The 21872-nt window shown below is 67.3% G+C and carries 26 protein-coding genes; 20 read left to right on the top strand and 6 right to left on the bottom strand.

Going from position 1 to position 21872, the window contains the following annotated elements; all coding sequences use genetic code 11:
* Nucleotides 1-59 precede the first annotated feature (59 nt).
* On the top strand, nucleotides 60-1469 hold the full coding sequence (locus LBW94_RS21070) for an ethanolamine ammonia-lyase subunit EutB (RefSeq protein WP_225052606.1): 1410 nt from the start codon (nucleotides 60-62) through the stop codon (nucleotides 1467-1469).
* Nucleotides 1466-2317, top strand: a complete 852-nt coding sequence (gene eutC / locus LBW94_RS21065) for an ethanolamine ammonia-lyase subunit EutC (protein ID WP_225052604.1) — start codon at nucleotides 1466-1468, stop codon at nucleotides 2315-2317. Before LBW94_RS21070 ends, eutC begins: the two co-directional genes overlap by 4 nt.
* A gap of 24 nt (nucleotides 2318-2341) precedes the next feature.
* Here the strand turns inward: eutC and LBW94_RS21060 are convergent, their stop codons facing one another.
* The 4 genes from LBW94_RS21060 to LBW94_RS21045 all read right to left on the bottom strand — a co-directional run bounded on the left by LBW94_RS21060 (nucleotide 2342) and on the right by LBW94_RS21045 (nucleotide 6486).
* Entirely contained in the window at nucleotides 2342-3118 is a 777-nt protein-coding gene (locus LBW94_RS21060; RefSeq protein ID WP_225052602.1) for an MHYT domain-containing protein, read from the bottom strand.
* Between the two features lie 405 nt (nucleotides 3119-3523).
* Nucleotides 3524-5098, bottom strand: coding sequence for a Na+/H+ antiporter (locus tag LBW94_RS21055; protein ID WP_225052600.1), 1575 nt, complete (start codon nucleotides 5096-5098; stop codon nucleotides 3524-3526).
* Nucleotides 5099-5454: 356 nt separating this feature from the next.
* Complete coding sequence (locus tag LBW94_RS21050; protein ID WP_225052599.1) at nucleotides 5455-5766, bottom strand: NUDIX domain-containing protein; 312 nt, start codon at nucleotides 5764-5766, stop codon at nucleotides 5455-5457.
* A 57-nt stretch (nucleotides 5767-5823) separates the two neighbouring features.
* On the bottom strand, nucleotides 5824-6486 hold the full coding sequence (locus LBW94_RS21045; RefSeq protein WP_225052597.1) for a bifunctional 4-hydroxy-2-oxoglutarate aldolase/2-dehydro-3-deoxy-phosphogluconate aldolase: 663 nt from the start codon (nucleotides 6484-6486) through the stop codon (nucleotides 5824-5826).
* A 242-nt stretch (nucleotides 6487-6728) separates the two neighbouring features.
* On the opposite strand from LBW94_RS21045, the gene LBW94_RS21040 reads away from it, so the two are divergent.
* A complete protein-coding gene (locus LBW94_RS21040) occupies nucleotides 6729-7325 on the top strand; it encodes an AAA family ATPase (RefSeq protein WP_225052595.1) in 597 nt (198 codons plus the stop codon).
* Entirely contained in the window at nucleotides 7276-8004 is a 729-nt protein-coding gene (locus tag LBW94_RS21035; protein WP_225052594.1) for a nucleoside triphosphate hydrolase, read from the top strand. The genes LBW94_RS21040 and LBW94_RS21035 overlap by 50 nt, the downstream gene beginning before the upstream one ends.
* Here LBW94_RS21035 and LBW94_RS21030 read toward each other — a convergent pair.
* Together LBW94_RS21030 and LBW94_RS21025 are read right to left on the bottom strand one after the other, a co-directional pair.
* Nucleotides 7985-8869: a PfkB family carbohydrate kinase gene (locus LBW94_RS21030; protein WP_225052592.1), complete on the bottom strand. Its 885-nt coding sequence runs from the start codon at nucleotides 8867-8869 to the stop codon at nucleotides 7985-7987. The two genes, LBW94_RS21035 and LBW94_RS21030, sit on opposite strands and share 20 nt — an antisense overlap.
* 3 nt (nucleotides 8870-8872) lie before the next feature.
* A complete protein-coding gene (locus LBW94_RS21025) occupies nucleotides 8873-9883 on the bottom strand; it encodes a hypothetical protein (protein ID WP_225052590.1) in 1011 nt (336 codons plus the stop codon).
* Between the two features lie 185 nt (nucleotides 9884-10068).
* Here LBW94_RS21025 and LBW94_RS21020 point away from each other — a divergent pair, with 185 nt between their 5' ends.
* The 16 genes from LBW94_RS21020 to LBW94_RS20945 all read left to right on the top strand — a co-directional run bounded on the left by LBW94_RS21020 (nucleotide 10069) and on the right by LBW94_RS20945 (nucleotide 21851).
* Nucleotides 10069-10344 carry a helix-turn-helix domain-containing protein gene (locus tag LBW94_RS21020; RefSeq protein ID WP_225052588.1) on the top strand — a complete coding sequence of 92 codons (276 nt, stop codon included), beginning with the start codon at nucleotides 10069-10071 and terminating at the stop codon, nucleotides 10342-10344.
* Nucleotides 10341-10631 (top strand): hypothetical protein, encoded by a 291-nt coding sequence (locus LBW94_RS21015; protein ID WP_225052586.1) that lies wholly within the window; start codon nucleotides 10341-10343, stop codon nucleotides 10629-10631. The genes LBW94_RS21020 and LBW94_RS21015 overlap by 4 nt, the downstream gene beginning before the upstream one ends.
* Nucleotides 10628-10780 (top strand): hypothetical protein, encoded by a 153-nt coding sequence (locus LBW94_RS21010; RefSeq protein WP_225052584.1) that lies wholly within the window; start codon nucleotides 10628-10630, stop codon nucleotides 10778-10780. The genes LBW94_RS21015 and LBW94_RS21010 overlap by 4 nt, the downstream gene beginning before the upstream one ends.
* A complete protein-coding gene (locus tag LBW94_RS21005) occupies nucleotides 10777-11202 on the top strand; it encodes a hypothetical protein (protein ID WP_225052582.1) in 426 nt (141 codons plus the stop codon). The genes LBW94_RS21010 and LBW94_RS21005 overlap by 4 nt, the downstream gene beginning before the upstream one ends.
* Nucleotides 11199-11765, top strand: coding sequence for a hypothetical protein (locus LBW94_RS21000; protein ID WP_225052581.1), 567 nt, complete (start codon nucleotides 11199-11201; stop codon nucleotides 11763-11765). Before LBW94_RS21005 ends, LBW94_RS21000 begins: the two co-directional genes overlap by 4 nt.
* Nucleotides 11762-12424 carry a hypothetical protein gene (locus LBW94_RS20995; protein ID WP_225052579.1) on the top strand — a complete coding sequence of 221 codons (663 nt, stop codon included), beginning with the start codon at nucleotides 11762-11764 and terminating at the stop codon, nucleotides 12422-12424. The genes LBW94_RS21000 and LBW94_RS20995 overlap by 4 nt, the downstream gene beginning before the upstream one ends.
* Nucleotides 12421-12828, top strand: a complete 408-nt coding sequence (locus tag LBW94_RS20990) for an RRQRL motif-containing zinc-binding protein (protein WP_225052577.1) — start codon at nucleotides 12421-12423, stop codon at nucleotides 12826-12828. Before LBW94_RS20995 ends, LBW94_RS20990 begins: the two co-directional genes overlap by 4 nt.
* Complete coding sequence (locus tag LBW94_RS20985) at nucleotides 12825-13580, top strand: hypothetical protein (protein WP_225052575.1); 756 nt, start codon at nucleotides 12825-12827, stop codon at nucleotides 13578-13580. The genes LBW94_RS20990 and LBW94_RS20985 overlap by 4 nt, the downstream gene beginning before the upstream one ends.
* Before the next feature lies 1 nt (nucleotide 13581).
* Nucleotides 13582-15720: a TraG/TraD/VirD4 family protein gene (locus LBW94_RS20980; protein WP_225052574.1), complete on the top strand. Its 2139-nt coding sequence runs from the start codon at nucleotides 13582-13584 to the stop codon at nucleotides 15718-15720.
* 29 nt (nucleotides 15721-15749) lie between these two features.
* Nucleotides 15750-16256, top strand: a complete 507-nt coding sequence (locus tag LBW94_RS20975) for a hypothetical protein (protein ID WP_225052572.1) — start codon at nucleotides 15750-15752, stop codon at nucleotides 16254-16256.
* Entirely contained in the window at nucleotides 16256-17716 is a 1461-nt protein-coding gene (locus tag LBW94_RS20970; protein ID WP_225052570.1) for a DNA cytosine methyltransferase, read from the top strand. Before LBW94_RS20975 ends, LBW94_RS20970 begins: the two co-directional genes overlap by 1 nt.
* A gap of 65 nt (nucleotides 17717-17781) precedes the next feature.
* Nucleotides 17782-18249, top strand: a complete 468-nt coding sequence (locus LBW94_RS20965; RefSeq protein WP_225052568.1) for a hypothetical protein — start codon at nucleotides 17782-17784, stop codon at nucleotides 18247-18249.
* A gap of 2 nt (nucleotides 18250-18251) precedes the next feature.
* Nucleotides 18252-19637, top strand: coding sequence for a hypothetical protein (locus tag LBW94_RS20960; RefSeq protein ID WP_225052566.1), 1386 nt, complete (start codon nucleotides 18252-18254; stop codon nucleotides 19635-19637).
* Complete coding sequence (locus tag LBW94_RS20955) at nucleotides 19634-20662, top strand: hypothetical protein (protein WP_225052564.1); 1029 nt, start codon at nucleotides 19634-19636, stop codon at nucleotides 20660-20662. Before LBW94_RS20960 ends, LBW94_RS20955 begins: the two co-directional genes overlap by 4 nt.
* Nucleotides 20659-21078 carry a hypothetical protein gene (locus LBW94_RS20950; protein ID WP_225052563.1) on the top strand — a complete coding sequence of 140 codons (420 nt, stop codon included), beginning with the start codon at nucleotides 20659-20661 and terminating at the stop codon, nucleotides 21076-21078. Before LBW94_RS20955 ends, LBW94_RS20950 begins: the two co-directional genes overlap by 4 nt.
* Complete coding sequence (locus tag LBW94_RS20945; protein ID WP_225052561.1) at nucleotides 21039-21851, top strand: DUF2637 domain-containing protein; 813 nt, start codon at nucleotides 21039-21041, stop codon at nucleotides 21849-21851. The genes LBW94_RS20950 and LBW94_RS20945 overlap by 40 nt, the downstream gene beginning before the upstream one ends.
* Nucleotides 21852-21872: the final 21 nt, after the last annotated feature.

Raw genomic sequence — 21872 nt, 5'->3', positions numbered from 1 at the left:
CGCCACAATCGGAACGGGCCGTCGCACAGGCCGGCCCGGCCGCGGAACAGGAGGCCCGGATGGCCGTTCATCACCAGCGCGTCGGCGGGACGACGTACACGTTCCACGGTCCGGTGGAGTTGCTGGCGAAGGCGACGCCGCGCCGCAGCGGTGACGAATTGTCCGGTTGCGCAGCGCATTCCGATGCGGAGCGGGCCGCGGCGCAATGGGCGCTCGCGGAGCTGCCGTTGTCGGCGCTGCTGAACGATCCGGTGGTTCCGTACGAAAGCGACGAAGTGACCCGGTTGATCATCGACAGCCATGATCGGACCGCCTTCCAGCCGATCGCGCACCTGACCGTCGGGGGTTTGCGGGACTGGTTGCTGACTGTTTCCGCAACCCCGGATGCGGCGGCGACACTGGCCGCCGTGGCCCCCGGACTCTCCCCGGAGATGGTGGCAGCTGTGAGCAAGATCATGCGAAATCAGGATCTGATTTCGGTTTCAAGCGCGGCCCGGGTGGTTTCCGCATTCCGGACCACCATCGGAACCCCCGGAACCCTCGCGACCCGGTTACAACCCAACCATCCCACCGACGATCCGCGCGGGATAGCTGCCGCGATTCTGGACGGGCTGCTGCTCGGTTGTGGCGATGCGGTGATCGGGGTCAATCCGGCCACCGACTCGCCGGCCGTCACCGCCGACCTGCTGCGACTGCTCGACGAGGTGCGGCAGCGCTTCGAGATTCCGGTGCAGACCTGTGTGCTGACCCACGTCACCACCACCCTGGGCCTGATCGAGGCGGGCGCCCCGGTCGACCTGGTGTTCCAGTCGATCGCCGGGACCGAGGGAGCCAACGCCGGCTTCGGGGTGACGCTGTCGCTGCTGCGCGAGGCGGCCGAAGCGGCCCGATCGCTGCACCGCGGCACCGTCGGCGGCAATGTCATGTACTTCGAGACCGGGCAGGGTTCGGCGCTCAGCGCCGGCGCGCACCGCGGGACCGACGGCCGGCCGGTGGATCAGCAGACGCTGGAGGCGCGGGCCTACGCGGTGGCGCGCGAGCTGGACCCGCTGCTGGTCAATACGGTGGTCGGATTCATCGGGCCGGAGTATCTGTACGACGGCCGCCAGATCGTGCGGGCCGGCCTGGAGGACCACTTCTGCGGCAAGCTGCTCGGCCTGCCGATGGGCGTCGACGTCTGCTACACCAATCACGCCGAGGCCGACGCCGACGACATGGACACGCTGCTGACCCTGCTGGCCGCCGCCGGGGTCGCGTTCGTGATCACCGTGCCCGGCGCGGACGACGTGATGCTCGGCTATCAGAGCCTGAGCTTCCACGACGCGCTCTATGCCCGGCGGGTGCTCGGCCTGCGGCCCGCGCCGGAATTCGCGGCCTGGCTGGACCGCCTCGGCATGCTGGACGCGACCGGTGGCGTGCGGGCCGTCGAACCGCTGTCCTCCCCCCTGCGCGCGCTGGCGGCCCGATGACGACCGAGGAGCACCCGGAAACCGGTGCCGCATCGGAGTTCTGGGCCGCGCTGCGGCGAACCACGCAGGCGCGCATAGGTTTGGGCCGGGCCGGGGACGCGCTGCCCACCGCCCGGGTGCTGGAGTTGCGCGCCGCGCACGCGGCCGCCCGGGACGCGGTGCACACACCCTTGGACACCACGGAATTCGCGGACCGGGTGCGCGGCGCGGGACTGGGGGAGCCGTTGCTGGTGCGCAGCCGGGCGGGTGATCGTTCCGAGTACCTGCGCCGCCCGGACCTGGGCCGATTGCCGGAATCTGCCGAGGCGCTCGCGGCGCTGCCGAGCACGGGCGCCGAGATCGGGGTGGTGCTCGCCGACGGCCTGTCGCCCCGGGCGCTGGCCGAACACGGCATCCCGACCCTGCTCGCGCTGAAAGACGCACTGGCGCAGCACTATCGGTTCGCGCCGCCGGTGATCGCGACCCAGGCCCGGGTCGCGCTGGGCGACCACATCGGCCCGGCGCTGGACGTGGCGACGGTGCTGGTGCTGATCGGGGAGCGGCCGGGCCTGTCGGTGGCCGACAGTCTCGGCATCTACCTCACCCACCTGCCGCGACCCGGTCGCACCGATGCCGAACGCAACTGCGTCTCCAACATCCACCCCCCGGAGGGGCTCGGCTACGCCGCCGCGGCGGCGGTGACCGCGGGCCTGATCGCCGGGGCGCGCCGGCTGGGCCGCTCGGGCGTGGAGCTCAAGGACACCTCGGTGCGAGGCGGCACAACCATTGCGGCGCCGGACGATCCGGCGGTCGCCGCAGGTGGCGACCCGGGGTCCGCCGGGCGAGCGGGCCACCTCGACGCGGACTGACGAGGATTTCCGGAGCGCGCCGGATCAGTCGCGGCTGGGCCAGTAGCGGCTGGCGTGCTGCCCGTCGACGCGGGTCAGGTCGGGCTCGTCGACGTCGGTGATACCGACCTGGAGCAGCAGCACCATCGTCACCATGCTGACGCCGACGATCAGCGGGGTCAGCAGTTGATGGGCCTGGGCGCCGACGACCCGGTGCACGTGGTCGGTCATCTGCGCGCTCATCGCGAACATTCCGGTGTAGTGCATGCCGCACACCGCGATACCCATGATGGCCGCGGCGCCGACGGTGACGAAGATGCCGCGGACGTGCAGGGCGAACCACAGCGCCGCGGTGGCCGCGACGACGGCGATGAGGACCGACAGCGAGACCAGCAACGGGTCGTACCGGACGACGGCGTCGGTCTCCATCCCGTACATCCCGGCGTAGTGCATGGCCGCCACCCCGAGGCCGGTGATACCCCCGCCGATCGGCAGGGCCGCGGGGTCGCCCGGCCGCCGCACCACGATGAACAGGCCCAGCCATACCACCACCATGGCGATCAGCGCGCTGAGCAGGGTGACCGGCACGTTGTAGCGAATGATGGTGTCCTGCACCGAGAAACCCAGCATGGCGATGAAATGCATGACCCAGATGCCGGTTCCGCCGAGCGCGATCGCGGCGGCCACGGTCCAGCCGCCCCGGCCCGGACGGGTGCGGGCCCGGATCATGCACCGCAGCGCCAGCAACGATCCGGTGAAGGACATGAGATAGGCCAGGGCCGGTGTCAGCCACCCGTATGTGAAGTGATCTATTTCCAGCATTGCGGACCCCTTGCCAGGGAGGATTCTCGATGTTCACGGGCAGGCCCGTGCGCCGAACGCTAGCGTGAAAGATGCAGGCAGGAAATATGCCCGACGCCGTCCAGCGAAATTTGCTGGGTTTGCTGACGGTCGATTGCCCAGGTAGCTCACCCGGCATGGGTCCGCGGCGCCGGACGAGGTCGTTTCGGAAATCGTCCAGCCTGCTTGACCGATCGGGACAGGACGGACGGCGGCCGCAGCGCACGATAGGCGACTCCGTCGCGGTGCGCGATAGGCGACTCCGTCGCGGTGCGCGATAGGCGACTCCGTCGCGGTGCGCGATAGGCGACTCCGTCGCGGTGCGCGATAGGCGACTCCGTCGCGGTGCGCGATAGGCGACTCCGTCGCGGTGCACGGCCCCGGCGACTACAGCATCGGCCGCAGATCCAGCCGTCGCATCATGCGGTCGACCAGATCCGGTGGCATCCCCGGTTCCCGCCGGGCCGACAGCGCCGCCGCGCGACCGGCCTCCAGCACGTCCTCGCTGATCTTGCGGAACATGCCGGTGAACCGCATCATCCGGTCGAAGGATTTGGCCGGATCGGCGCTTTCGGCAGCCTCCGGATCGGCGCGGGCGAGCCGCCGCTCGATGGTTTCGCGCAACCGCTGATAGATCTCGTCCGGCAGATCCTCGCTGTCGGCGATCTCCTCGAGCCGGCTCAGTTCCGCGCGCAGGATCCGCGACCACAGCTGCCGCTCCAGCAGCCGCTCGGTCTCGGTGTCGGCCTGGACGCGCGTGGCCCGGACCACCAAGGGCAGTGTCGGTCCCTGGAGCAGCAGCGTGAACAGCACCACCGCGAAAGCGGCGAACAGGATCTCGGTGCGCCCCGGGAACGCCCCGTGCTCGGTGGTCAGCGGCACGGCCAGCGCCAGCGCGACCGTGACCACGCCGCGCATCCCCGCCCACCACGTCACCACGGTCTCCCGCCAGGTGTGCGGCTCGTCGGCCTCGCGCCGCGGCTTGTTCAGCAACACCATCGACAGCAGCAACCACGCCAGCCGCAACAGGACCACCACCGCGACCACCACCGCCGTCCCGACGAGCAGCCGCGGCCAGCTGCTCCCGGTCGCCTCCAGCACGGTGGTGAGCTCCAGCCCGATCAGCCCGAACGCGACCCCGGTCACCAGCAGATCGATGACCTCCCAGAACGATTCCCCGACGATCCGGTACGCCGAATCGCTGAAATCCGCCGCCACATCGGTGAGATACAGCGCGCAGACCAGCACCGCGAGCACCGCCGACCCGTGCCAGACCTCGGCCAGCCCGTACGCCGCGAACGGCAGCAACAAGCCCAGCGCCACCTGCCAGGCGGCCTCGTCCAGCCGCCGCATCAGCCGGCTGCCCACCCAGCCCAGCACCAGCCCCACCCCGACCGCGACCAGCGCCGAGACCAGGAAATCCAGCGCGGTGTGCCACGCCGAGAACCGCCCGGTCACCACCGCCTGCACCGCGACGTCGTAGATCACCACCGCGGTGACGTCGTTGAACAACCCCTCGCCCTCGAGCACCGACACCAACCGCCGCGGCAACCCCAGCCGATTGGCCATCGCGCTCACCGCGACCGGATCCGGCGGGGCCACCACCGCCCCGAGCACGAAGGCCGAGGCCAGCGGCACCGCCGGATACCAGAGATGGAACACCACCGCGACCGCCACCGCCGTCGCGATCACCAGCCCCACGGCCCGCAACAGGATCGGTCCCGCATCCGCGGCGAACTGCTGCCAGGAGGTGCGCCGCGCCGCGGCATAGAGCAACGGCGGCAGCACCAGCGGCAGGATCAACTCGGGATTGATGTCCACATTCGGCACGAACGGCAGCAACGCCAGCACCAACCCGAACACCGTCATCAGCACGGCCGGCGGCAGCCTCGTCCGCTGCCCGATCGGCTGCGCCAGAATCGTCGCGAACGCCAGACAGAAGACCAACACCCACTGCTCCACGCAAGGAGTCTGCTGGCGCCGACCGCGATTGTCACACCGATCCGTCCGGCGCGTCGCCCACACCCGGACACGCATCGGCCCGGACGCCGAGGCGTCCGGGCCGATGGTGGGACCGACTCAGTCCAGGTAGTCCCGCACTACGCCCGATACAACGCTGTGCTCATCCTGCGATTTCGCCGGTGGCCAGGAAGCGCTGTGCGCGTTGATATCTTGGATTGAGGCGCAGGCTATGAGACCAACCGACTGTAACGGTCTAGCGAATGCCTGAAGCACCGGGAAGACCAACTCGAGCTGGCCAAAGATCTCAAGCCGGGTCGTCTCATGCGGTTATGGCGTCGTCCGAGTCCCTGACGTACTCAAACCTCCAGCGAGTTCGCCGTTCGGGCTGCATGTTTCGGGGTGCAGCTGTGCCGCCGCGGCCCTTCAATTGTGCACGACGCCCAATCGACTGCGGCCAAGTGCAGTCCGTCGATGGAGATCCCGAGTTCCTCGTGCACCTCGCGCTCGCAGGCGGCCCGCGGCGACTCGCCGCGTTCGACGTACCCGCCAGGGATGTCCCAATGCTCTTTGTAGGTGGGCTTCACCATGAGCACGACGGGGCCGTTCGGGACGACGATGCCGACAGCGATCCGAGGGGTTGCCATCGGTAGCTGGATTCCGGCGGTCATGTGACCATGCTAGATGTGAGGGCTCCACGAGCGCAGGCTCTGGCGAGTTCGTTGTGGCTACTCAGCAGCCGGTGGTTGCCGCTCGTCCTTTGCGGCTGCGACGAATTGTGCGGTACGGGTACGTAGGTTGCGCAATGCGGTGGGGCTATGGTCGAGGCGTAGTGCGTCGCCGAGCACTGGGCGACCAACGGCGACGGCAGTTGCACCTGCTGAGAAGTAGTCACCGATATTGTCGAGTGTCACTCCACCGACAGCGACGAGCGGTATATGTGGGAGTGGATCACGAACTGCCGCAATGTATTCTGGTCCCAGAGCGAATGCTGGAAAGACCTTCAAGGCGGTTGGTCGACTTCGCCAGGCGGTCACGATCTCCGTGGGAGTGAAGACACCGGGCAGTGAACCGAGCCCGGCCGAATTGGCAGCCGCGACAACGTCAGGGTCGAATGTGGGGCTGACCACGAAGCGAGCGCGGGCATCGGCGGATCGTCTCACGTCATCGACCGACATCACCGTGCCAGTGCCGATGTAGGCAACATCACCGACCTGGTCAACGACAGCGCGAACCGCGGCCAGCGCGCCAGGAGTGGAAACGGTGATCTCAAGACAGCGCACCCCGGCGTCGATCAGGGCGAGCGATACATCCACGAGCGGTACTGGTTCTGCGGCGCGCAGGATGACCAGTAGTCGATGCTCGGCGAGAACTTGGGAGAGTGGTTTCATCACCTCAACGCTCGAATCTTTGGACGCGCTGTCGTGCTCACGGTTGCTCCGGGGGCAGACTTGCCTGCGCTCGCTCCGGTCGGAGCTGGAGGAGAAAGCGATGCTAGTCTCCCAGAGTCCAGGTTGAGCGAGGTTGTCGGTGTCGCGGAAGCCGATGACGGGCGGTGGGTTGCGGCGCGGGGTCTCGATCCTGGCTTCATCGGTCGATCGTGCGTGTCGGTGGGGCGCTAACGGAGAGGGGTGTGCAGGTGGGAACGCCATTGACAGGCTCGGTGCTGGAGACTCTGGACGAGATCGGCAGTAGCACAACGACCGGCGTGATCGTGGTCTGCGGCTTCCCGGCCTCCGGCAAGTCAACTGCCGCAGCATATTTGGCAAATATGCTCGATGCGGTGGTGCTCGACAAGGATGGATTCGCGCCGAAGCTCGAACAGTCGGTAATGGGCGAGCTTGCGGGAAATCCATACGATCGAGACAGTGCGACGTACCGTAAAATCGTTGGACCGTACATTTACGAAGCCCTGGTTCGGAACGCGCTAATGTTCGGCCGGCGGCAGCCAGTGATACTCGATGCTCCATTTATTGAATATGTCAAGCACGCGTCAAAGCAAAGTATTTCATTATCAGAGTATATTCGCGGCATGAGCGACGATCCGGTGAACGTGAAAACCGTCTGGATTTCGAGTAGTTCAGAGGAGATTCGCAGCCGTATGATTTCGCGCCGGGCCGAGCGAGATGCTCCTAAGCTTGCCGATTGGGAAGGGTACCGCTCCACAGTTCTTGATTCCGGTGTTTCTGGCGATGCAAAGCTGGTTGCCGATGTGTTCGTATACAACTGATCGTGGTCGTCTAGTTTCTATTGAAGAGCTGGCCGATCTGGTTTTGCTGCGCGCTGCCGGAAACCTCGGAGCATCAAGATACCTTCTCGGAATCTGTGGTCCCCCTGCGGCTGGCAAATCGACTCTCGCGGCGTCCCTCCGCGATGCGATCAATGTCGGCCGCCGCTCCATTGCAGCAGTTGCACCTATGGACGGATTTCACTTTCGTACAGCCGAACTGGCGGAATCTGGCCGACTGGACCGCAAGGGACAGCCTGACACCTTCGATGTCGTGAACTTCATCGATCGCCTCCGTCTGCTGAGGAACTCCGATACGGAAATTGCTGTTCCGTGGCCGCTCTATGATCGTGCTATTCATGATCCGCGCCCGGATGCTCTGACCTTGGATGGGAATTCGATAGTGATTGTTGAAGGAAACTATCTGTTACTCGATTCCCCTGGCTGGAGCGCTGCTCGAGGTTTTCTCGATGAGACTTGGTATCTGGATGGTGACCGTTCGGTAATTGAGGAACGTCTGATCCAGCGGCATATCCGAGGCGGCAAGGCAATCGATGAAGCTCTACGGAAGGTGACGGCGAGCGATCTCCCGAATGCAGAATTGATAGCTGGGACAAAGTTGAGAGCCGATTACGTGATTTCGGAATACGACGGTCAGTTTCTCATGGTTCCGAACGAGTAACGTAATTCTGCCAGTCGCGGGTTCCGAAGTGCTGACATGACGTAGTCGCAACCGTGCTGGCCATCTCAAGCGATTCCGTAAAACCATAGCCTTGTGTGGCGTAGTAGCAGTATGCACCATGAAGGATATCGCCCGCGCCCAGCGTATCCACCGCGTCAATCGGTGCGATTTCGATCTCGCTAAGGTGGCGGTCCGTCGAGCACATTATAGGGTCGGAGCCACGTGTGATGGCTGCCTTTGTGGGACCGCACGCGTGGATGAATTCCAGCACTCTGGCGGAGTCGGCTGACTTCATTCCCGGCGGCGTGAAGTCTGACGAGCAGATAGCAACGTCCACCAGTGGCAGAATCGATTCGTGCACGTCTTTCCATCGACCGGCATCGAGCACGACCGGTATCCCGAGATTCCGCGCAGCCGCTGCGACGCCGTACGCGAGATCAGGATGGTGGCCGTCGATAAGGACAATGGTTGCTTGTGAGACGAATTCTATGAACGTGTCACTGAACGGCGCATAGCTCCTTACGGCGTCGAGTGAGACAACTGTTCTGGAGCCAGAATCGCGAGCAACCACAATCGATGAAACCGGCGGTTGTTGCGTGCTGTCTGGAGTCGCGTCGATCAACTGCACCTGTTGACTGAGCAGATCGTCGCGTACAAGATCGGCGACTCGATGCTTGCCAAGTGAAGTCAGGAGTACCGGAGATTTTTTTGCGAGAAAAGCATAGGTCACTGCCGCATTGGCAGTTGGTCCGCCCGCACCGAGGAAATGATCCCGCACAGTATTTTTGCTATTCTCTGCTGGAAAAGCATCGACACCGTAGGCCATGTCCAACGTTACCAGTCCGGCAAAGAGCGCTGTCTGCATGTGCTACTCGTTTCGATCGGGAGAGTTTATCATCATGTGCTCAAGAGTGGCGGTCTGGTCGGAGTATGCATGGACCTTCACGACTGCGACGAACTCGTTCGTGCCGGCGTTCTTCTGGAGAGTGCTCCAATAGTTCGCAAGATACCAGCTCGCCCCCGTCGTCCCCCGGGGGCCGAGTCCAGCACAATAGATCCAGTACCGGTCCGGGTGAAGATTCGGATTCGGCCGAACTCGGGCGATGAGCCCCATGTTCGTGTCATCCGTGGAGCTGTATTGAGTCCCGTCGCGAAGCTCGACGTATTCGAGGTAGGTGCCTTTCTTCGGGTCGTCCTCGATGGTGAACAGCGGATTGCTAGCGGTCTGGAGGTACATGTGGGTGCAGTCGTTGCTCGACAGGCCAAACGATATGTACGGCCGATCGCATTGTGCAACAACCTCATGGTCGCTTTGAATCTCGGTGAGAATTGATGTGTACCTCTGAAGCACCGAGAAGACGTACAACATCCCGCGAACGTCGTTCTCCGCCAGGGCGCTGGGCACGTCGATACGATGTTTGGCTGAGAACGCGCTGTTCTTCTTACCGAAATGATGCTGGCGGGGGATATCGGCATCCGATAGGGCACGCAGAGAGTTGTCGGTCAGCTCGAAGGTTGGATATACGAGCGTTGTTCCGGCTGTGACCATTTCGGCGCCCAGGAAGGTCTCGAAGTCGGAGTCGGTCAGTGGCAGCCGACTCCCGGGGCGAGCAGCTGCCGCCGTCCCTGCCGTGTTCTCGTCGGCGAACAGCATCTCGGCGGTCCAGCCGGGAAACATCTCTTCCAGAACGCGGCAGTGATGTCCGCGGGGAAGTCCTCGCAATTCGCCGGAGAGCCACCTATAGAACTGCGCCTTGGTAGGTGCAGCATCGACCAGCTTGGGGTTGAGGCGGCGTGCGGTTGCGTTGTATGCCCGGGCGAAGTCCGAGTGTCCGTGCAGGTGTTGATCCTTCAGAAGCGCCTTCAGTGCGGTGGCCATGGATCCCCCAAAAGTCCTGATCGTCTTGCAATTACGGCAATCATACACCCATACGAGACGTAACGAGACTATTTGGGTCGAAATTTAGGAAACTAGTCTCATAAGGCACCGATTGGGGACGTTTGTGTCTCGTAACTGTCTCTGTGGCAAGGCATTTCCGCTCTTGCCGGAAGGAGAGACATCCGATGAGCAAACGGAACAGTTCGGCCGGACCCGGCAGGCCTCTGATCAGCCTGAGGGATGCTGGCCAGCTTGCCGGCGTATCGCCCAAGACGATTCGGCGTTGGGTTAATGCGGGCTTCTTGGACGGGTTCCAGGTAGGTCCCCGGTTGATCAAGGTGGACAGAAACCAAGTGCTTGCGCAGGTTCGTCCGCTTGCGCCCCGTGATGCGGCCAACCTGGCTGGGAATGCCCACTTCGGCGGTCTCGGCAATGTGGAATTGTCTGGCGGTGCGGCGTGACCAGCCGCGGCGAGCGTGCGCTACAGGCGCGAATTGCGGCGCATACGTCATGGGCGAACACGCCGGACCGGACTGCGCGGACCGCCAAGGCTCGCGCCGCCCTGCTGAGCAAGTTCGAGCGGGATGTCGACCCGGAGGGCGTACTGCCGTCCGACGAGCGGGCGCGGCGTGCCGAGCATGCCCGCAAGGCGCATTTCACCCGTTTGGCGCTTCGGTCGGCTCAGGCCCGGCGCAGGCACTGCCGCAACCCGCACAAGGGATCGACCGCCGGGGGTGATCCGGCATGAGGCTTGCTGCCGAGATTCTGGCCGTGCTGCTGATTCTGGCGGTCCTGCTTCTCATCCTGGCGCCGAGCACGGTGCTGGCGGTGGTGTTCGTGGTGGTGCTGTGGGCTGTGTGGCGGCGTCGGCCGGGCCGGGTGGGGGTGCGGCGATGAGTGCGGGTGACAGCTTCTATTTCTCTTACGACTTGTCGACCGGTGAGCCGGTCGGTGTGTTCGATGCCTGGCGTGAACCGCGTAGTCGCGGTGAGTTGTTCGGTCCGGTGGTGCCGAGTCCGGGGGCGATTCAAATCCCGTTCGGTGCGCGGTCGCAGTCGCCGGTGCGTCGTCCGGCTGCGGTGATGGTGCCGCCGGTGCAGAAGGCGCGGGGGGTCTTGTGGGCTGCGGCGGTGGTGTTCGGGGCGGGTCTGTTCACGGGCTGCCTGTTGTTCGGTGGCCGTAGCGAGTCGGTGCCGTCGGTGGTGGTGTGCCAGGCCCCGAGTTCGTATCCGTTCACACCGGAGTCCGGCACGGCGCCCGCGAATTGCGGTCCTGTGCAGCAGGTTCCGGCGACACCGGGATCGGTGGTGACCCGGTGAGCGACGACATGGAGAAGAAGGCCCCGGCGGTGGGCAGCGGTGCGCCGTTGCATGATCCGGCCGAATTGCTGGCGGAGCTGGATTCGATCGTGCGTGATCAGGAGTCGTTGCGGCAGCGGGTGATCGCGTTGCAGGCCCGGTACGAGGAGTTGCAGCCGGACGCCGAGCGTTTCAACGAGCCTGGTGAGTACGAGTGGGAGACGAAGGAGTTCGGCAGCCTCAACGTCAAGTGGGCCGCGAAATCCCTCCACGATGCCGCGGACCGGATTCGGTGGCCGGGTCCGTGGTTCGAGCTGGCCCGTGAGTACGCGGTGAAGGTGCGGGAGTATCGGCAGCACGACGCCGGCCGCGACCAGGTCGGGCAGGCGGCGGATGCGGATCCGGGAGCGGCCGGGAGGCCGCCGCAGGCGAGTCCGCCGGCCGGATCCCGTATGCGGGAGTCGATGAGCTGGGTGCCGGCGGCGGAGAGCGCGCAGTCCAGTGCGCTGGCGGACTACCAGCCGGGTAACGCGCTGGTCGATCGGGTCGAGGACGCCGAGGCTGATCGGGGGCGGTCGCGGTGAGCAAGTATTTCGGTCCGCTTCAGTTCGCGGTGGCGCTGGGTCTGCCGGTGTGGGCTTTCGACCGTGCGAGAGCCGATGGGCTGATCCCGGTCCCGGATGCGGGTATCCCGTCGCGGCCGGTGCGCTGGTCGGAAACGGCTGTCGCGGAGGCGATCGCGCGGGCCGAGGAGATCCGTGCCGCGGTGGGTGCGGTGCCGGATGTCGGTGCGGTGCGGGCCGCGGAGGTCCTGTCGCAGCGTCTGGGCTGTGTGGTCGATGCGGAAACGGTCGAGGAACTCGCTCGGATGCAGGTGATCCCGGAGGTCGGCGAGTACAAGGGGTATCGGTTGTACTGCGGCCGGACTTTGGAACGGTTCACCGATCTCGCGACGCTCGGGCGGGCCGAGGCCCGCGGGCAGCTGTTGACCGCCGCCGGTGCCGCCGACTATCTGCGTGTCCGTGTCAGCGACTTGTCGCATGTGGTGGGTGCGAAGTGGCTGGAACCGGTCAAGTACGGCCGCAGCAGGTGGCGGGTGCAGGTGGCGTTGTTCCGGGTCGCTGATCTCGATGTCCTGCTGACGCATCCGGGGATCGACTGGGAGGCCGTGCGGGCGACCCCGGCGGGGCGGCCGTCACCGTTGGCTGCGCTGACGCGTGGCCGGGCCGGGGAGGCGCGGTGAGCGACGGTATCCCGGTCTACGAGTGGCGGATGGCGCCGGCGCATCTGCGGACGCGTCGTCAGCTGGCGGCGGAGGGTTTGCGGCCGAACGGGCAGGACATCGCGGGCATACTGCCGTTCCGGCGCCACGGTCGTGAGTACGAGGCGCACCTGTTCGACCGCGGCCTCAGTGCGCCGAAGCGTCCCGCGACCGGCGCGCAGCTGGCCGCGCTGGCGAAAGCGACTCGTGAGCACCAGTTGCGGGCCGCCGAGCGGCACGGCCTCGAGCGCAGCGAATTCGACCAGCCCGCCGGGCCGGGCGCGGCATGGGACACACCCAGCGCTCTCGCCGGGTACACGGGCCGGGGCAACTCCCTGGCTGCCGCGGTGGCCAGGGGCGCCGAACGCGAAGGGATGGACCGATGACGCAGTTGGGGCCGCGGGACATGCACGTGTTGACGATCCTGGCCGAGATGTACGGCGCGCCACTGGATCTGGTGGTGCAGATGCTGGGTGTCAGTCAGTCCCGGGCGTACCGGATCGTGGCGAAATGGGTCGAGGCACACATGGTCCCCGCTCACCGTGTACGGCCGGTGCCGGGTTCGAGCTGGGTGTATCCGTCCAGGACCGCGTGCGAGGTGCTGCTGGATCGGCCGGTGCGCTACTGGGTGCCTACCCCGAAGATGGCCGCCCACACCAGGGCTGTGCTGGAACTGCGGCTGGCGCTGACCAGCATGGATCTGGAGCGGTGGATCTCCGAGCGTGCGTTGCGCGCCGAGGTCGGCGTAGTCCATGCCGGGCAGTCCCGCCCGCATATCCACGACGGCCGCTACCTCACCGGCGCCGGTGAGTGGTGGGCGGTCGAGGTCGAGCTGACCGCGAAAAGCGCTGCGGCAGCACGGTCGGCGGTGTTCCAGGCGCTGCAAGTCGCGCAGCGCGCGGACTGTGCCGGGCTGACCTACTTCTACCGCGGTGACGCGGTGAACAACGTGATCCGGACTGCGGCGGCGGGTCTGGATCTGTCGAGCGGGCCGAAGCTGACCGTCCGCGATCTGGACGAGCGGCTGGCCGAGGCACGGACCGAAACCTCTTCTCCCGCAGCACGGCCCGGACTCCGGGTGATCACAGGCGGCGCCGCCGGCCACCACAACCCCACTGACAAAGGAAAGGCGATCTGACATGACCTGCACCAACTTGATCACCCCGGACGACTGCGGATCGTCCGCCCTCACTTCCACACCACTGCCGGCGCCGGCCGTACCGCCGCCGGTGACGGAGCAGCCGGGTATTCACATTCAGCCGACGATGCCGCCGATCGGGATCCATCATGATCCGCTGGGCTGGCTGCCGGACTTCTCCGCGTGGCAGTGGGACAGTGTCGGCCACGGTGCGTTGCTCGGTGCCGCGGTCCTGGTGACCGTCGGGTTCGGTGCGGTGGCGGTGCTGGTGCCGGCGGCGCTGCTGGGGTGGAAACCGGCCCGGTTGCGGAACTGGTTTTTCGCGAGCGTGCTGGTGATGCCCGGTGCCGCGGCTCTGTGGGCGTGGGATCTGTTCGCTCCGGTGCACGATTTCACCCGGGCTGCACAGGAATTGCTGGCCGGTGGGTTCGTCGGTGGCATGGCGGGGATGGCGCCGTTGCTGATTCCCGCGGTGTGGGCGGTGGCGACTGTGGTTCACGCGAACCGGCGCATGCAGCTGGCCACGGTCGGTTTGCGGAGCCCGGCGCGCACGGAGCGGGCGTTGTGGGTGCAGGCGCAGCGGGAGCAGCGGGCCGCGGCCCGGTTGTCGCGGCGGCATCTGCCGTTCACGACCGGCGGGTTCAACCCGCAGTTGGTGATCGGCCGGTTGGCGGTGGAGACCGATCAGGCCCCGCCGACGGGTGTGACGCGAACCCTTTTGGGGCGTAGTGAGTCCCGGTTGATCCTGCCGTGGATCAATGTCGCCGAGCATATGACCACGGTGGCGTCGTCCGGCTCGGGCAAGACGACGTTGATGCTGCGGGTGCTGGTGTCGTGGTTCGTGACGACGTGGGCGCGGCATCGGCAGTGGTGGCGCCACGATCGGCCGGGCCGGCCGTTGGCGATCATCGTGGACTGTAACGGCGGTCCGGAGTCCCGCAAGGTCGCCGCCCGTGCCCGTACCTGGTTCACCGCGTTGGGGGTGCGGTCGGATCGGGTCGGGATCTTCCCTGATGATGTGGCGCTGTCGATGTGGCCGGGTACCGGATTCGATGCGCTCGGTGCGGGGGAGCAGCAGGTGGTGGTGGACGATCTGCGGTCGGTGCTGTCGGCGATGATCTCCGGTGGCAGTACCCCGACCACGGACACCGAGCGGTATTTCCACGAGATCCGCGAGACCCTCATCCATTTGATCGTGGACGCGCCGGCGCGGGTGGTGCTGCTCAACGGTGTCCCGACGCCGGTCGGGGCGAACCCGCCACGGTCGTGGCTGGAGTTCCTGTCGCGGTTCGACGTGGAGAAGCTGTCGCGGTTGTGGGGCGGGCAGGCCCAGGTCAGCCCGTGGGCGGGGGTGATGGGCGTGGATATGGAGATCGCGTCCACCATCGACGGCAAGCAGCCGGTCATGAACTCCGCGCGCGCCGAATTCGCCAACCTCTACCGATCGCTCGGCTCGGCGTTCGACGGCACCAAGCAGCTGACCGACTTCGATGTCATCTACATCGTCCTGGAAGGCGTGAAGACCCCCGACCGTGCCCGTGCCCAGTTCGGGGCGCTGGGGACGATGTTCGAGCAGCTGGCCGACAAGCAGCACGGCCGCACCTCCCTGATGGTCGTCGACGAATTCTCCGCGGTCTCCGACGGGAAGACCCGCGCGGTCAAATGGGTGGAGCGGCTGCGTAAGGCCGGTATCGGGTCGTGGTGGATCGCGCAATCGTGGCAGGGACTCGGTCACGACGACGACAACCGTGCCGCCCTGGTGTCGGCCGCCTCCGGTGGCAGCCTGCTGGGCCGGTCGACCGACCCGGAGACGTTGTCGAAGGTCTACGGCACCCGCCCGAAGTTCGAGCTGTCCCGGAAGTTGATCGGCGGCAACCGTGACGGTGACGAGGGCAACATGCAGCCGTCGGATCAGTTCCTGATTCCGCCGAACCGGTTGCGCGCCATGGCCAAAGGCGACGTGGTGCAGGTCGCCGGTGGCCGTGCCCGGTGGGGCCGGGTGTCCCCGCTCGATGACGCCGAACTCCAGCGGATGCGGCCCTTGCCGGGGCTCAACGAGTTCACCGGCCCGGCCCGGTCCAGTGGTGACCCCGCCGGTGTGGCGCCGGTGATCGACCTCAGCAAGCGCCGTCTGGCGTGAAACCGACTGTGTGACAAGGAGTTATGAGCATGTCTTTCTCGAATCCGATCGAACCCGAAGACCACGGCGAGGAACTGGGTGGGCGTAGCCCGGCCGAGCAGGCCCGCGAACAGCAGATCTTGGAGGCACTGACCGCCGACCTGGCCGGCAGTGCCGCGGCCCAGCTGGCCGCGCAGCTGGTGCCGGTCGTCCCCGACGGCGGCATGGTCGGCCGCGCGGCGGCGCCGCATGTCTCGCGGGTCACGAAAGCCCGTGACGGGCTGCGGATCTGGGGTCCGGCCGTCGGCACCACCGCGGTCGCCGCGACCGTGGACGCGGTGGTGCCGTTGCCCGCCCCGGTGGAGGTGTATGTGGCTGCACTGGCTGGGTTCGCGTGGTGGCACTGCGCCGGCCGTCCCGGCCCGGCCGACTCCGTGCGCATGGTCGCCTGCACCGTCACCGACCAGTACGCCCGCCTGCGTGAGCGGGTCACCCGGCTCGCGCAGCGGCGCGGCGCCTACGAGGACCGGCGCACGAATCCCGGATCGGTGCAGTGATGCTGACGATCACCGATCTGTTCTGCGGTGCCGGTGGTTCCTCTACCGGCGCGGTCCAGGTGCCGGGGATCACGGTCCGGATCGCCTCGAATCACTGGGATCTGGCGGTGCAGACCCACAACACGAACCATCCCGCCACCGACCATTTGTGCGCGGACCTGTCCCAGGTCGACCCGCGCTACTTCCCGGCCACCGACATCCTGTGGGCGTCGCCGGAGTGTACGAACCATTCGCGGGCGAAGGGGCAGAAGAAGATCCGGCCGGCGACCCTGTTCGAGGAGGAGCCGCTGCCGGACGCGGCCGCGGAGCGGTCCCGGGCGACGATGTGGGACGTGCCGCGGTTCGCCGAGGCGCACGGCTACAAGGCGATCATCGTGGAGAACGTGGCCGAGGCCGTCGAGTGGTCGCCGGAGTGGTCGCCGGCGAAGGGCGTCCTGTTCCGGTCGTGGCTGTCGACGATGGATGCGATGGGCTACGAGCACCACATCGTCTACCTGAATTCGATGCACGCCCAGCTGTTCGGGCCTGGTGCGCCTCAATCCAGGGATCGCCTGTACGTGATGTTCTGGCGCCGAGGCGACCGCCGGCCGGATATCGAGCGCGTCACCCGCCCGGCCGTATCCTGCCCGGACTGCGGTCCGGTCCAGGCGGTGCAGGCGTTCAAACCGGACGCCTCGAAGGTCGCCCGCTACCGCTCGCAGTACGTCTACCGCTGCCCGAACGTGAAGTGCCGCAACCGGATCCTCGAACCCGTGGTGCGTCCGGCGGCCGAGATCATCGACTGGTCCGATCTCGGTACCCGAATCGGTGACCGGGTGAAACCGTTGGCGGACAAAACGATGTCTCGGATCCGGGCGGGAATCGAGAAGTATTGGATCCCCGGCGCCGGGCTCGCGGTGCCCGTCGAGGGGCGTGAGGGCAAGCAGGCCCGGCCGGTCGATCAGCCGTTGCGGACGATGTCGACACGCAACGAGACCGGGTGGGCATTCGTGGCCGAGCTGCGCGGCGGCGGGTCGAAACACCGGCCGGTATCCGATCCGTTGTGCACCGTCACCGCGTCCGGCAACCACCACGGGCTGGTCACCACCTACTACGGCAAAGGCGCGACGGTGCCCGCCGGCGACCCGCTGCCGACCTGCACGACCGTCGACCGGCACGGGCTGATCACCCCGGCGGGCGGCACGTGGCGGGAACGGGCGACCAGCACCCGCGAGCCGATCCCCGCGCGTACCGCAGTCGAAACCGACGGCCTCGCCACCGGTCCGGCGGTCGATATCAACGATGTCCGGTTCCGCATGTTGGAACCCCGGGAGATCGTCGCCGCGATGGACTTCCCGCCCGACTACGTCGTCCTCGGCAACCGCCGCGAACAGGTCCGCATGGCCGGTAACGCCGTCACCCCGCCCGCAGCCCGGGACCTCCTCGGCGTCGTCGCCGAATCGCTGGGCGTGCTCGCCTGACACCGCACCACACAGACCCCGGGTCTCAGCGGATCCGGTCCACCGAGAAAAGGAACCGAAAAACAATGACCAACAGTACTTTTCGTATCACACCGGAGCTTCCGGCCTGGGTGTGGGCGTTGCCGCCAGCGACCCTGCTCGACCTGTTCGACGCCGATGTCGCCCAGTCGGCTCACACGCGGTCGATGCAGGACTACTACTGGCTGCAACTGCGCCAGATGGCGCTGCACCTGATCGTGGACGCCCCGGCACCGCCGGCCACGTGCACCGCGGAGTTCTTGTCCCGGTTCGACCCGTACACCCTGGCCGGGTTGTGGGGCGGCAACACCTACTCCAACACGTGGACCGGGGCGCCGGGGGTGGATCGGCAGATCGCCGCGCTGCTGGACGGGCCGCAGCCGATCCTGTCGGGCCTGCTGGCCGAGTTCACCAACCGGTTCCGGCTCTGGGCCGTCCTCCCCGACCAGCTGCACGCCGCGGTGCGCGCCGTGCACCCCGACTTCGTGTTCCCCGCCATCGATGAGGAGTACTGATCATGTCCGAACCCAGCACCGTGGACGAAATCGTCACGGAGGTCACGAAGTTCAGTGCGGCGATGCGTGCGGCGATGCAGCGGCACGCGCAAGCATCGAACTGGCTGGACCGCCGCCGCGCCCGCAAGGACATCTCCCGGCTGGTCCGGGTCGAACGCCGCGAGCAGGACCAGGCCCGCACCCAGCATCTGACGTGGACCAATCAGGCCGTGGACCGGTACCGGGTCCACGCGAACGCGGTCGCGGTGCGCGCCGGCGACCCGGCCGTCGACCACACCCGCCGTGCCCGGGACGCCCGGGCGCTGGCCGAGCATCGGGAAGCGCTGGGCGCCCAGTTCATCGGCGACCGGCATCTGACCCGGACCGAGCAGGGTATCGCTTTGGACGGGCTGGACGCGGCGACGGTGTTCCCGGAGTTCACCTCCGGCGACATGTTCGCCCGCGCCCACAAGGTCAAAGGCATCCAGGCCCTGCACTACCGTGCCCGGGTGGCGCGGGAAACCCTCGCTGTGGAGCGTGCCGCCGCGGAGCGTGGTGGCTGGTACGGCGGGTGGGCGCACACCCGGACCCCGTCGGCCGGGCAGTCCCGGTATCGGGCGGAGATGGTGTGGACCGACCAGGACGGTGGCCGGCTGGCCGAGTCCCGCTGGCATCCCAGTGAGCACGGTGCCGCGGACTGGATGCGCCGCACCATCGACGACACCGCCTATCGGCCCGGTACCACGGTGCATGCGCAGGTCGAAGACACCCGCGCCACCCATGCCGGTGGCCGGGTGCTGTTCGACCGGTCCGGTGACCCGCAGTTCGTCGCGGCGGGTGTGCAGGACCGGGAACACACGCTGCGCGCACGGGCCGCCACGGGGCAGCAGCATGTCGACCGGCCGGTGCCGGGGGCCGGTGCCGAGGGGGACCGGTCACGTGGCGTAGTGGAGTCGTTGCAGACCCGGTTGAATCTGTCGATCGAGCACAACGGGCAGCTGACCGACCGCAACGGCCGGTTGACACAGCAGCTGGCCGCGGTGACCGCCGACCGGGACCAGCAGCAGCAGGCGCAGGAAAGCTACCGGCTGTATTTGCAGGATCTGATCGCCGACCGGGATCGGCTGCAAGCCGAGCTGGACGGTGCCGACACCGAACTGGCCGACACCGTCGCCGACCGGGACCGGTTGCGTGGGGAACGCGACGAAGCGGTCGCCAAGCTGGCCGAGCGCACCCCGGCCGCGGAACGGTACGGCAGCCCGGAACGGCAAGCCGAGCACGCCAAGACGGCGCGGGAGCCGGAGCGGTCCGCGCTGGCCGACTACCAGCCCGGACACGCCCTGGCCGAGGCGGTCGCTCGTAACGGTGCCGGCCGCGACGGGTTCGAGCACGACGGGATGCAGCGATGAGCAGCACCAGCGACGACGACCGCGCGCGCCGCTGGGCCGACGGCACCGCGAACGGCCCAGCGGCCGAGCTGGAGGTGCCCGCGGGCGAGTTGTGCATGGACAACCTGCTGATCTCGCTGGCGCGGGCCGGTCTGGACCGGATCGACGCGGCGATAGCCGACTATCACGCCGCCCGAGTCCCGGACCCGCAGGAAGCCCTGTGGCGTACCGACTACACCCGTGCCCGCATGCGGTGGGATCTGGCCGAGGACCGGCCCTACCCCGGCCATCCCGACGCGGTCTGGCTGCGGGAACGCGCGAGCGAGATCCAGGCGCGGTGGGCCACCGATCCGGTGGTCGCGCCGCGGTGGGCGGAGCTGCATCACCTGAACTTCTCCCCCTACGACGTGCAGGGAGCGGAGTTGCCGTCCATGCCGGGCGAGGCACCGCCCGGCATGGACCCGGTCACGTGGCGCAGCCAGTTGCAGGCACGCGATCTGGCCGGCCACGCCCGATGGCCCGAAACCACCACAACTATCAATCGAGAAGGAACCGAACCAGTGAACGACACTACCCGCGCCGCCGACGGCGCGAACCCGCACGAAACCGAGTCCGAAACCGAGACGTGGACCGAGCAGCAGATGCGAGCGGACTACATGCAGGCCCAGCCGTACCGGCCCGACGATCCGGCCGCCTACGACCCGGCCGATTCCGTCGACTACGCCGAGTACATGAACCGGTGGGCCAACGGTGACCAGAAGTGGTCGGATCAGTGGTTCTACCTCGGGGACCCGGACAGCGCCGCCGCCATCGACCGCAACTTCCTGTCGCCGGTCCAGCAGCGCAGCGAGGACCAGGCCCGCTACATCGCCGAGCACGGCATCGAACGCGACGAGACCGGACGACTGACCTCGCACTACGTCACCCGCGTCGAGGACCGGCGCGACGCCGAGCAGGCGATGCCGTCACAGGTGGCGGACTACCGGCCCGGCAACGCGGTAGCCCAGCGTCTCGCGAACACCGAGCGCGACGGGATCGACCGGTGAGCGCGCCGGCCGTCGAGACGACCATGCCCGCCCAGGGCACCGCCGAACCCGCCCGGGTGCCCGCGCGGCCGGCGGCCCTGCGACCGGTGTGCACCACGGCACCGAAACCCGCCGTGGTGGTCCGGCCGGTCCCGGAAGCGGTGGGCGGCACGGATCTGGAAGCGCGGTTGGCCGCGGCGAATCAGCGGGCCGCGGAGTTGGAGGAGCAGCTGGCCGCCGCGGTCGCGGCCCGGGATGCCGCCGAGCATCACGCTGCGGATCTGGAAGACCGTAACCGGGAGTTGGCCGGTGATCTGGACAACGCCCTGGATCAGCTGTCCGGGCATGCCCTGCACGCCGAGCAGGAGCGCCTGTTCCATGTCCCGAGGTGGTCCCCGTGGACCGCGTCGGCCGATCGAGAGGGATACGACCGATGAACCCGTCAACCACTGTCCACCCTGTCAACCGTCCGTCAACCGGTCGGCTGGATATCGCGGAGCTGACCGCGATATTGATGACGCTCGTCATCGGCGCCGGCGCGTTCGCGTGGTCGTTCGCGGCGTTGACCGAGCTGTCGGCGATGGCCGGGATCACGCCGCAGCTGGCGTGGGCCGGACCGATTTTCGTGGACGGCGCGATCGTGCAGTCCGCGGTGGCGCTGGTCTCGCTGCAACGCCGCGACCGGCAGGGCATCGTGATTCCCGCCGCGACGCGCGTGTTCTTCTGGGGCGAGTTGTTCGCCGCGGAACTGATCAGCGTGGTCGGAAACGGGCTGCACGCTGCGGAATCCGGGCATCGACTGTTGCCCGCGATGATCGCGGCGTGCGTCGCCGGCGCGGCACCGTTGTTCGGTCTGGCCGCTACCCACGGCCTCACGGCGTTGATCGAGGTTCCCCGCAGCCCGGCCCCGGCGCCGGAGGCCGGGTTGACACCGGTTTACACCGACTCGACACGGCTTGACAGCGACTTGACGGGGGTTGACAACGACCGTCAAGCACTGGACGCGGGGTTGACAGTGACCGTCGAGACGGTGGACAGCGACCCGCTCGCCGACCGCGATGCGGAGATCCTGCGACGCCATGCAGCGGGTGAGTCGACGCGCACGATCGGCGCCGCGGTCGGTCTGTCCCACGCCCGTGTCGCGAAGATCATCGCCGCCATCGACGCGGCCGACGATGACGACGGGGAGGTGTTGAGCCTGGTTCGCTGACCGGTCGCCCGGTGGTGCGGG

The organism is Nocardia sp. alder85J, assembly GCF_020176955.2.
GTDB lineage: Bacteria > Actinomycetota > Actinomycetes > Mycobacteriales > Mycobacteriaceae > Nocardia.
The sequence above is the reverse complement of the archived record's forward strand: the minus strand, read 5'-3'. Positions and strand labels throughout refer to the sequence as shown.

Coding starts and splice junctions, on each gene's coding strand:
- LBW94_RS21060 (WP_225052602.1), bottom strand. CDS start 3,118: ATGCTGGAAATAGATCACTTCACATACGGGTGGCTGACACCGGCCCTG.
- LBW94_RS21010 (WP_225052584.1), top strand. CDS start 10,628: ATGAGGCTTGCTGCCGAGATTCTGGCCGTGCTGCTGATTCTGGCGGTC.
- LBW94_RS20960 (WP_225052566.1), top strand. CDS start 18,252: ATGTCCGAACCCAGCACCGTGGACGAAATCGTCACGGAGGTCACGAAG.
- LBW94_RS21045 (WP_225052597.1), bottom strand. CDS start 6,486: ATGAAACCACTCTCCCAAGTTCTCGCCGAGCATCGACTACTGGTCATC.
- eutC (WP_225052604.1), top strand. CDS start 1,466: ATGACGACCGAGGAGCACCCGGAAACCGGTGCCGCATCGGAGTTCTGG.
- LBW94_RS20975 (WP_225052572.1), top strand. CDS start 15,750: ATGTCTTTCTCGAATCCGATCGAACCCGAAGACCACGGCGAGGAACTG.
- LBW94_RS20955 (WP_225052564.1), top strand. CDS start 19,634: ATGAGCAGCACCAGCGACGACGACCGCGCGCGCCGCTGGGCCGACGGC.
- LBW94_RS21070 (WP_225052606.1), top strand. CDS start 60: ATGGCCGTTCATCACCAGCGCGTCGGCGGGACGACGTACACGTTCCAC.
- LBW94_RS20980 (WP_225052574.1), top strand. CDS start 13,582: ATGACCTGCACCAACTTGATCACCCCGGACGACTGCGGATCGTCCGCC.
- LBW94_RS21025 (WP_225052590.1), bottom strand. CDS start 9,883: ATGGCCACCGCACTGAAGGCGCTTCTGAAGGATCAACACCTGCACGGA.
- LBW94_RS21005 (WP_225052582.1), top strand. CDS start 10,777: ATGAGTGCGGGTGACAGCTTCTATTTCTCTTACGACTTGTCGACCGGT.
- LBW94_RS20965 (WP_225052568.1), top strand. CDS start 17,782: ATGACCAACAGTACTTTTCGTATCACACCGGAGCTTCCGGCCTGGGTG.
- LBW94_RS20985 (WP_225052575.1), top strand. CDS start 12,825: ATGACGCAGTTGGGGCCGCGGGACATGCACGTGTTGACGATCCTGGCC.
- LBW94_RS21020 (WP_225052588.1), top strand. CDS start 10,069: ATGAGCAAACGGAACAGTTCGGCCGGACCCGGCAGGCCTCTGATCAGC.
- LBW94_RS21050 (WP_225052599.1), bottom strand. CDS start 5,766: ATGACCGCCGGAATCCAGCTACCGATGGCAACCCCTCGGATCGCTGTC.
- LBW94_RS20970 (WP_225052570.1), top strand. CDS start 16,256: ATGCTGACGATCACCGATCTGTTCTGCGGTGCCGGTGGTTCCTCTACC.
- LBW94_RS21030 (WP_225052592.1), bottom strand. CDS start 8,869: ATGCAGACAGCGCTCTTTGCCGGACTGGTAACGTTGGACATGGCCTAC.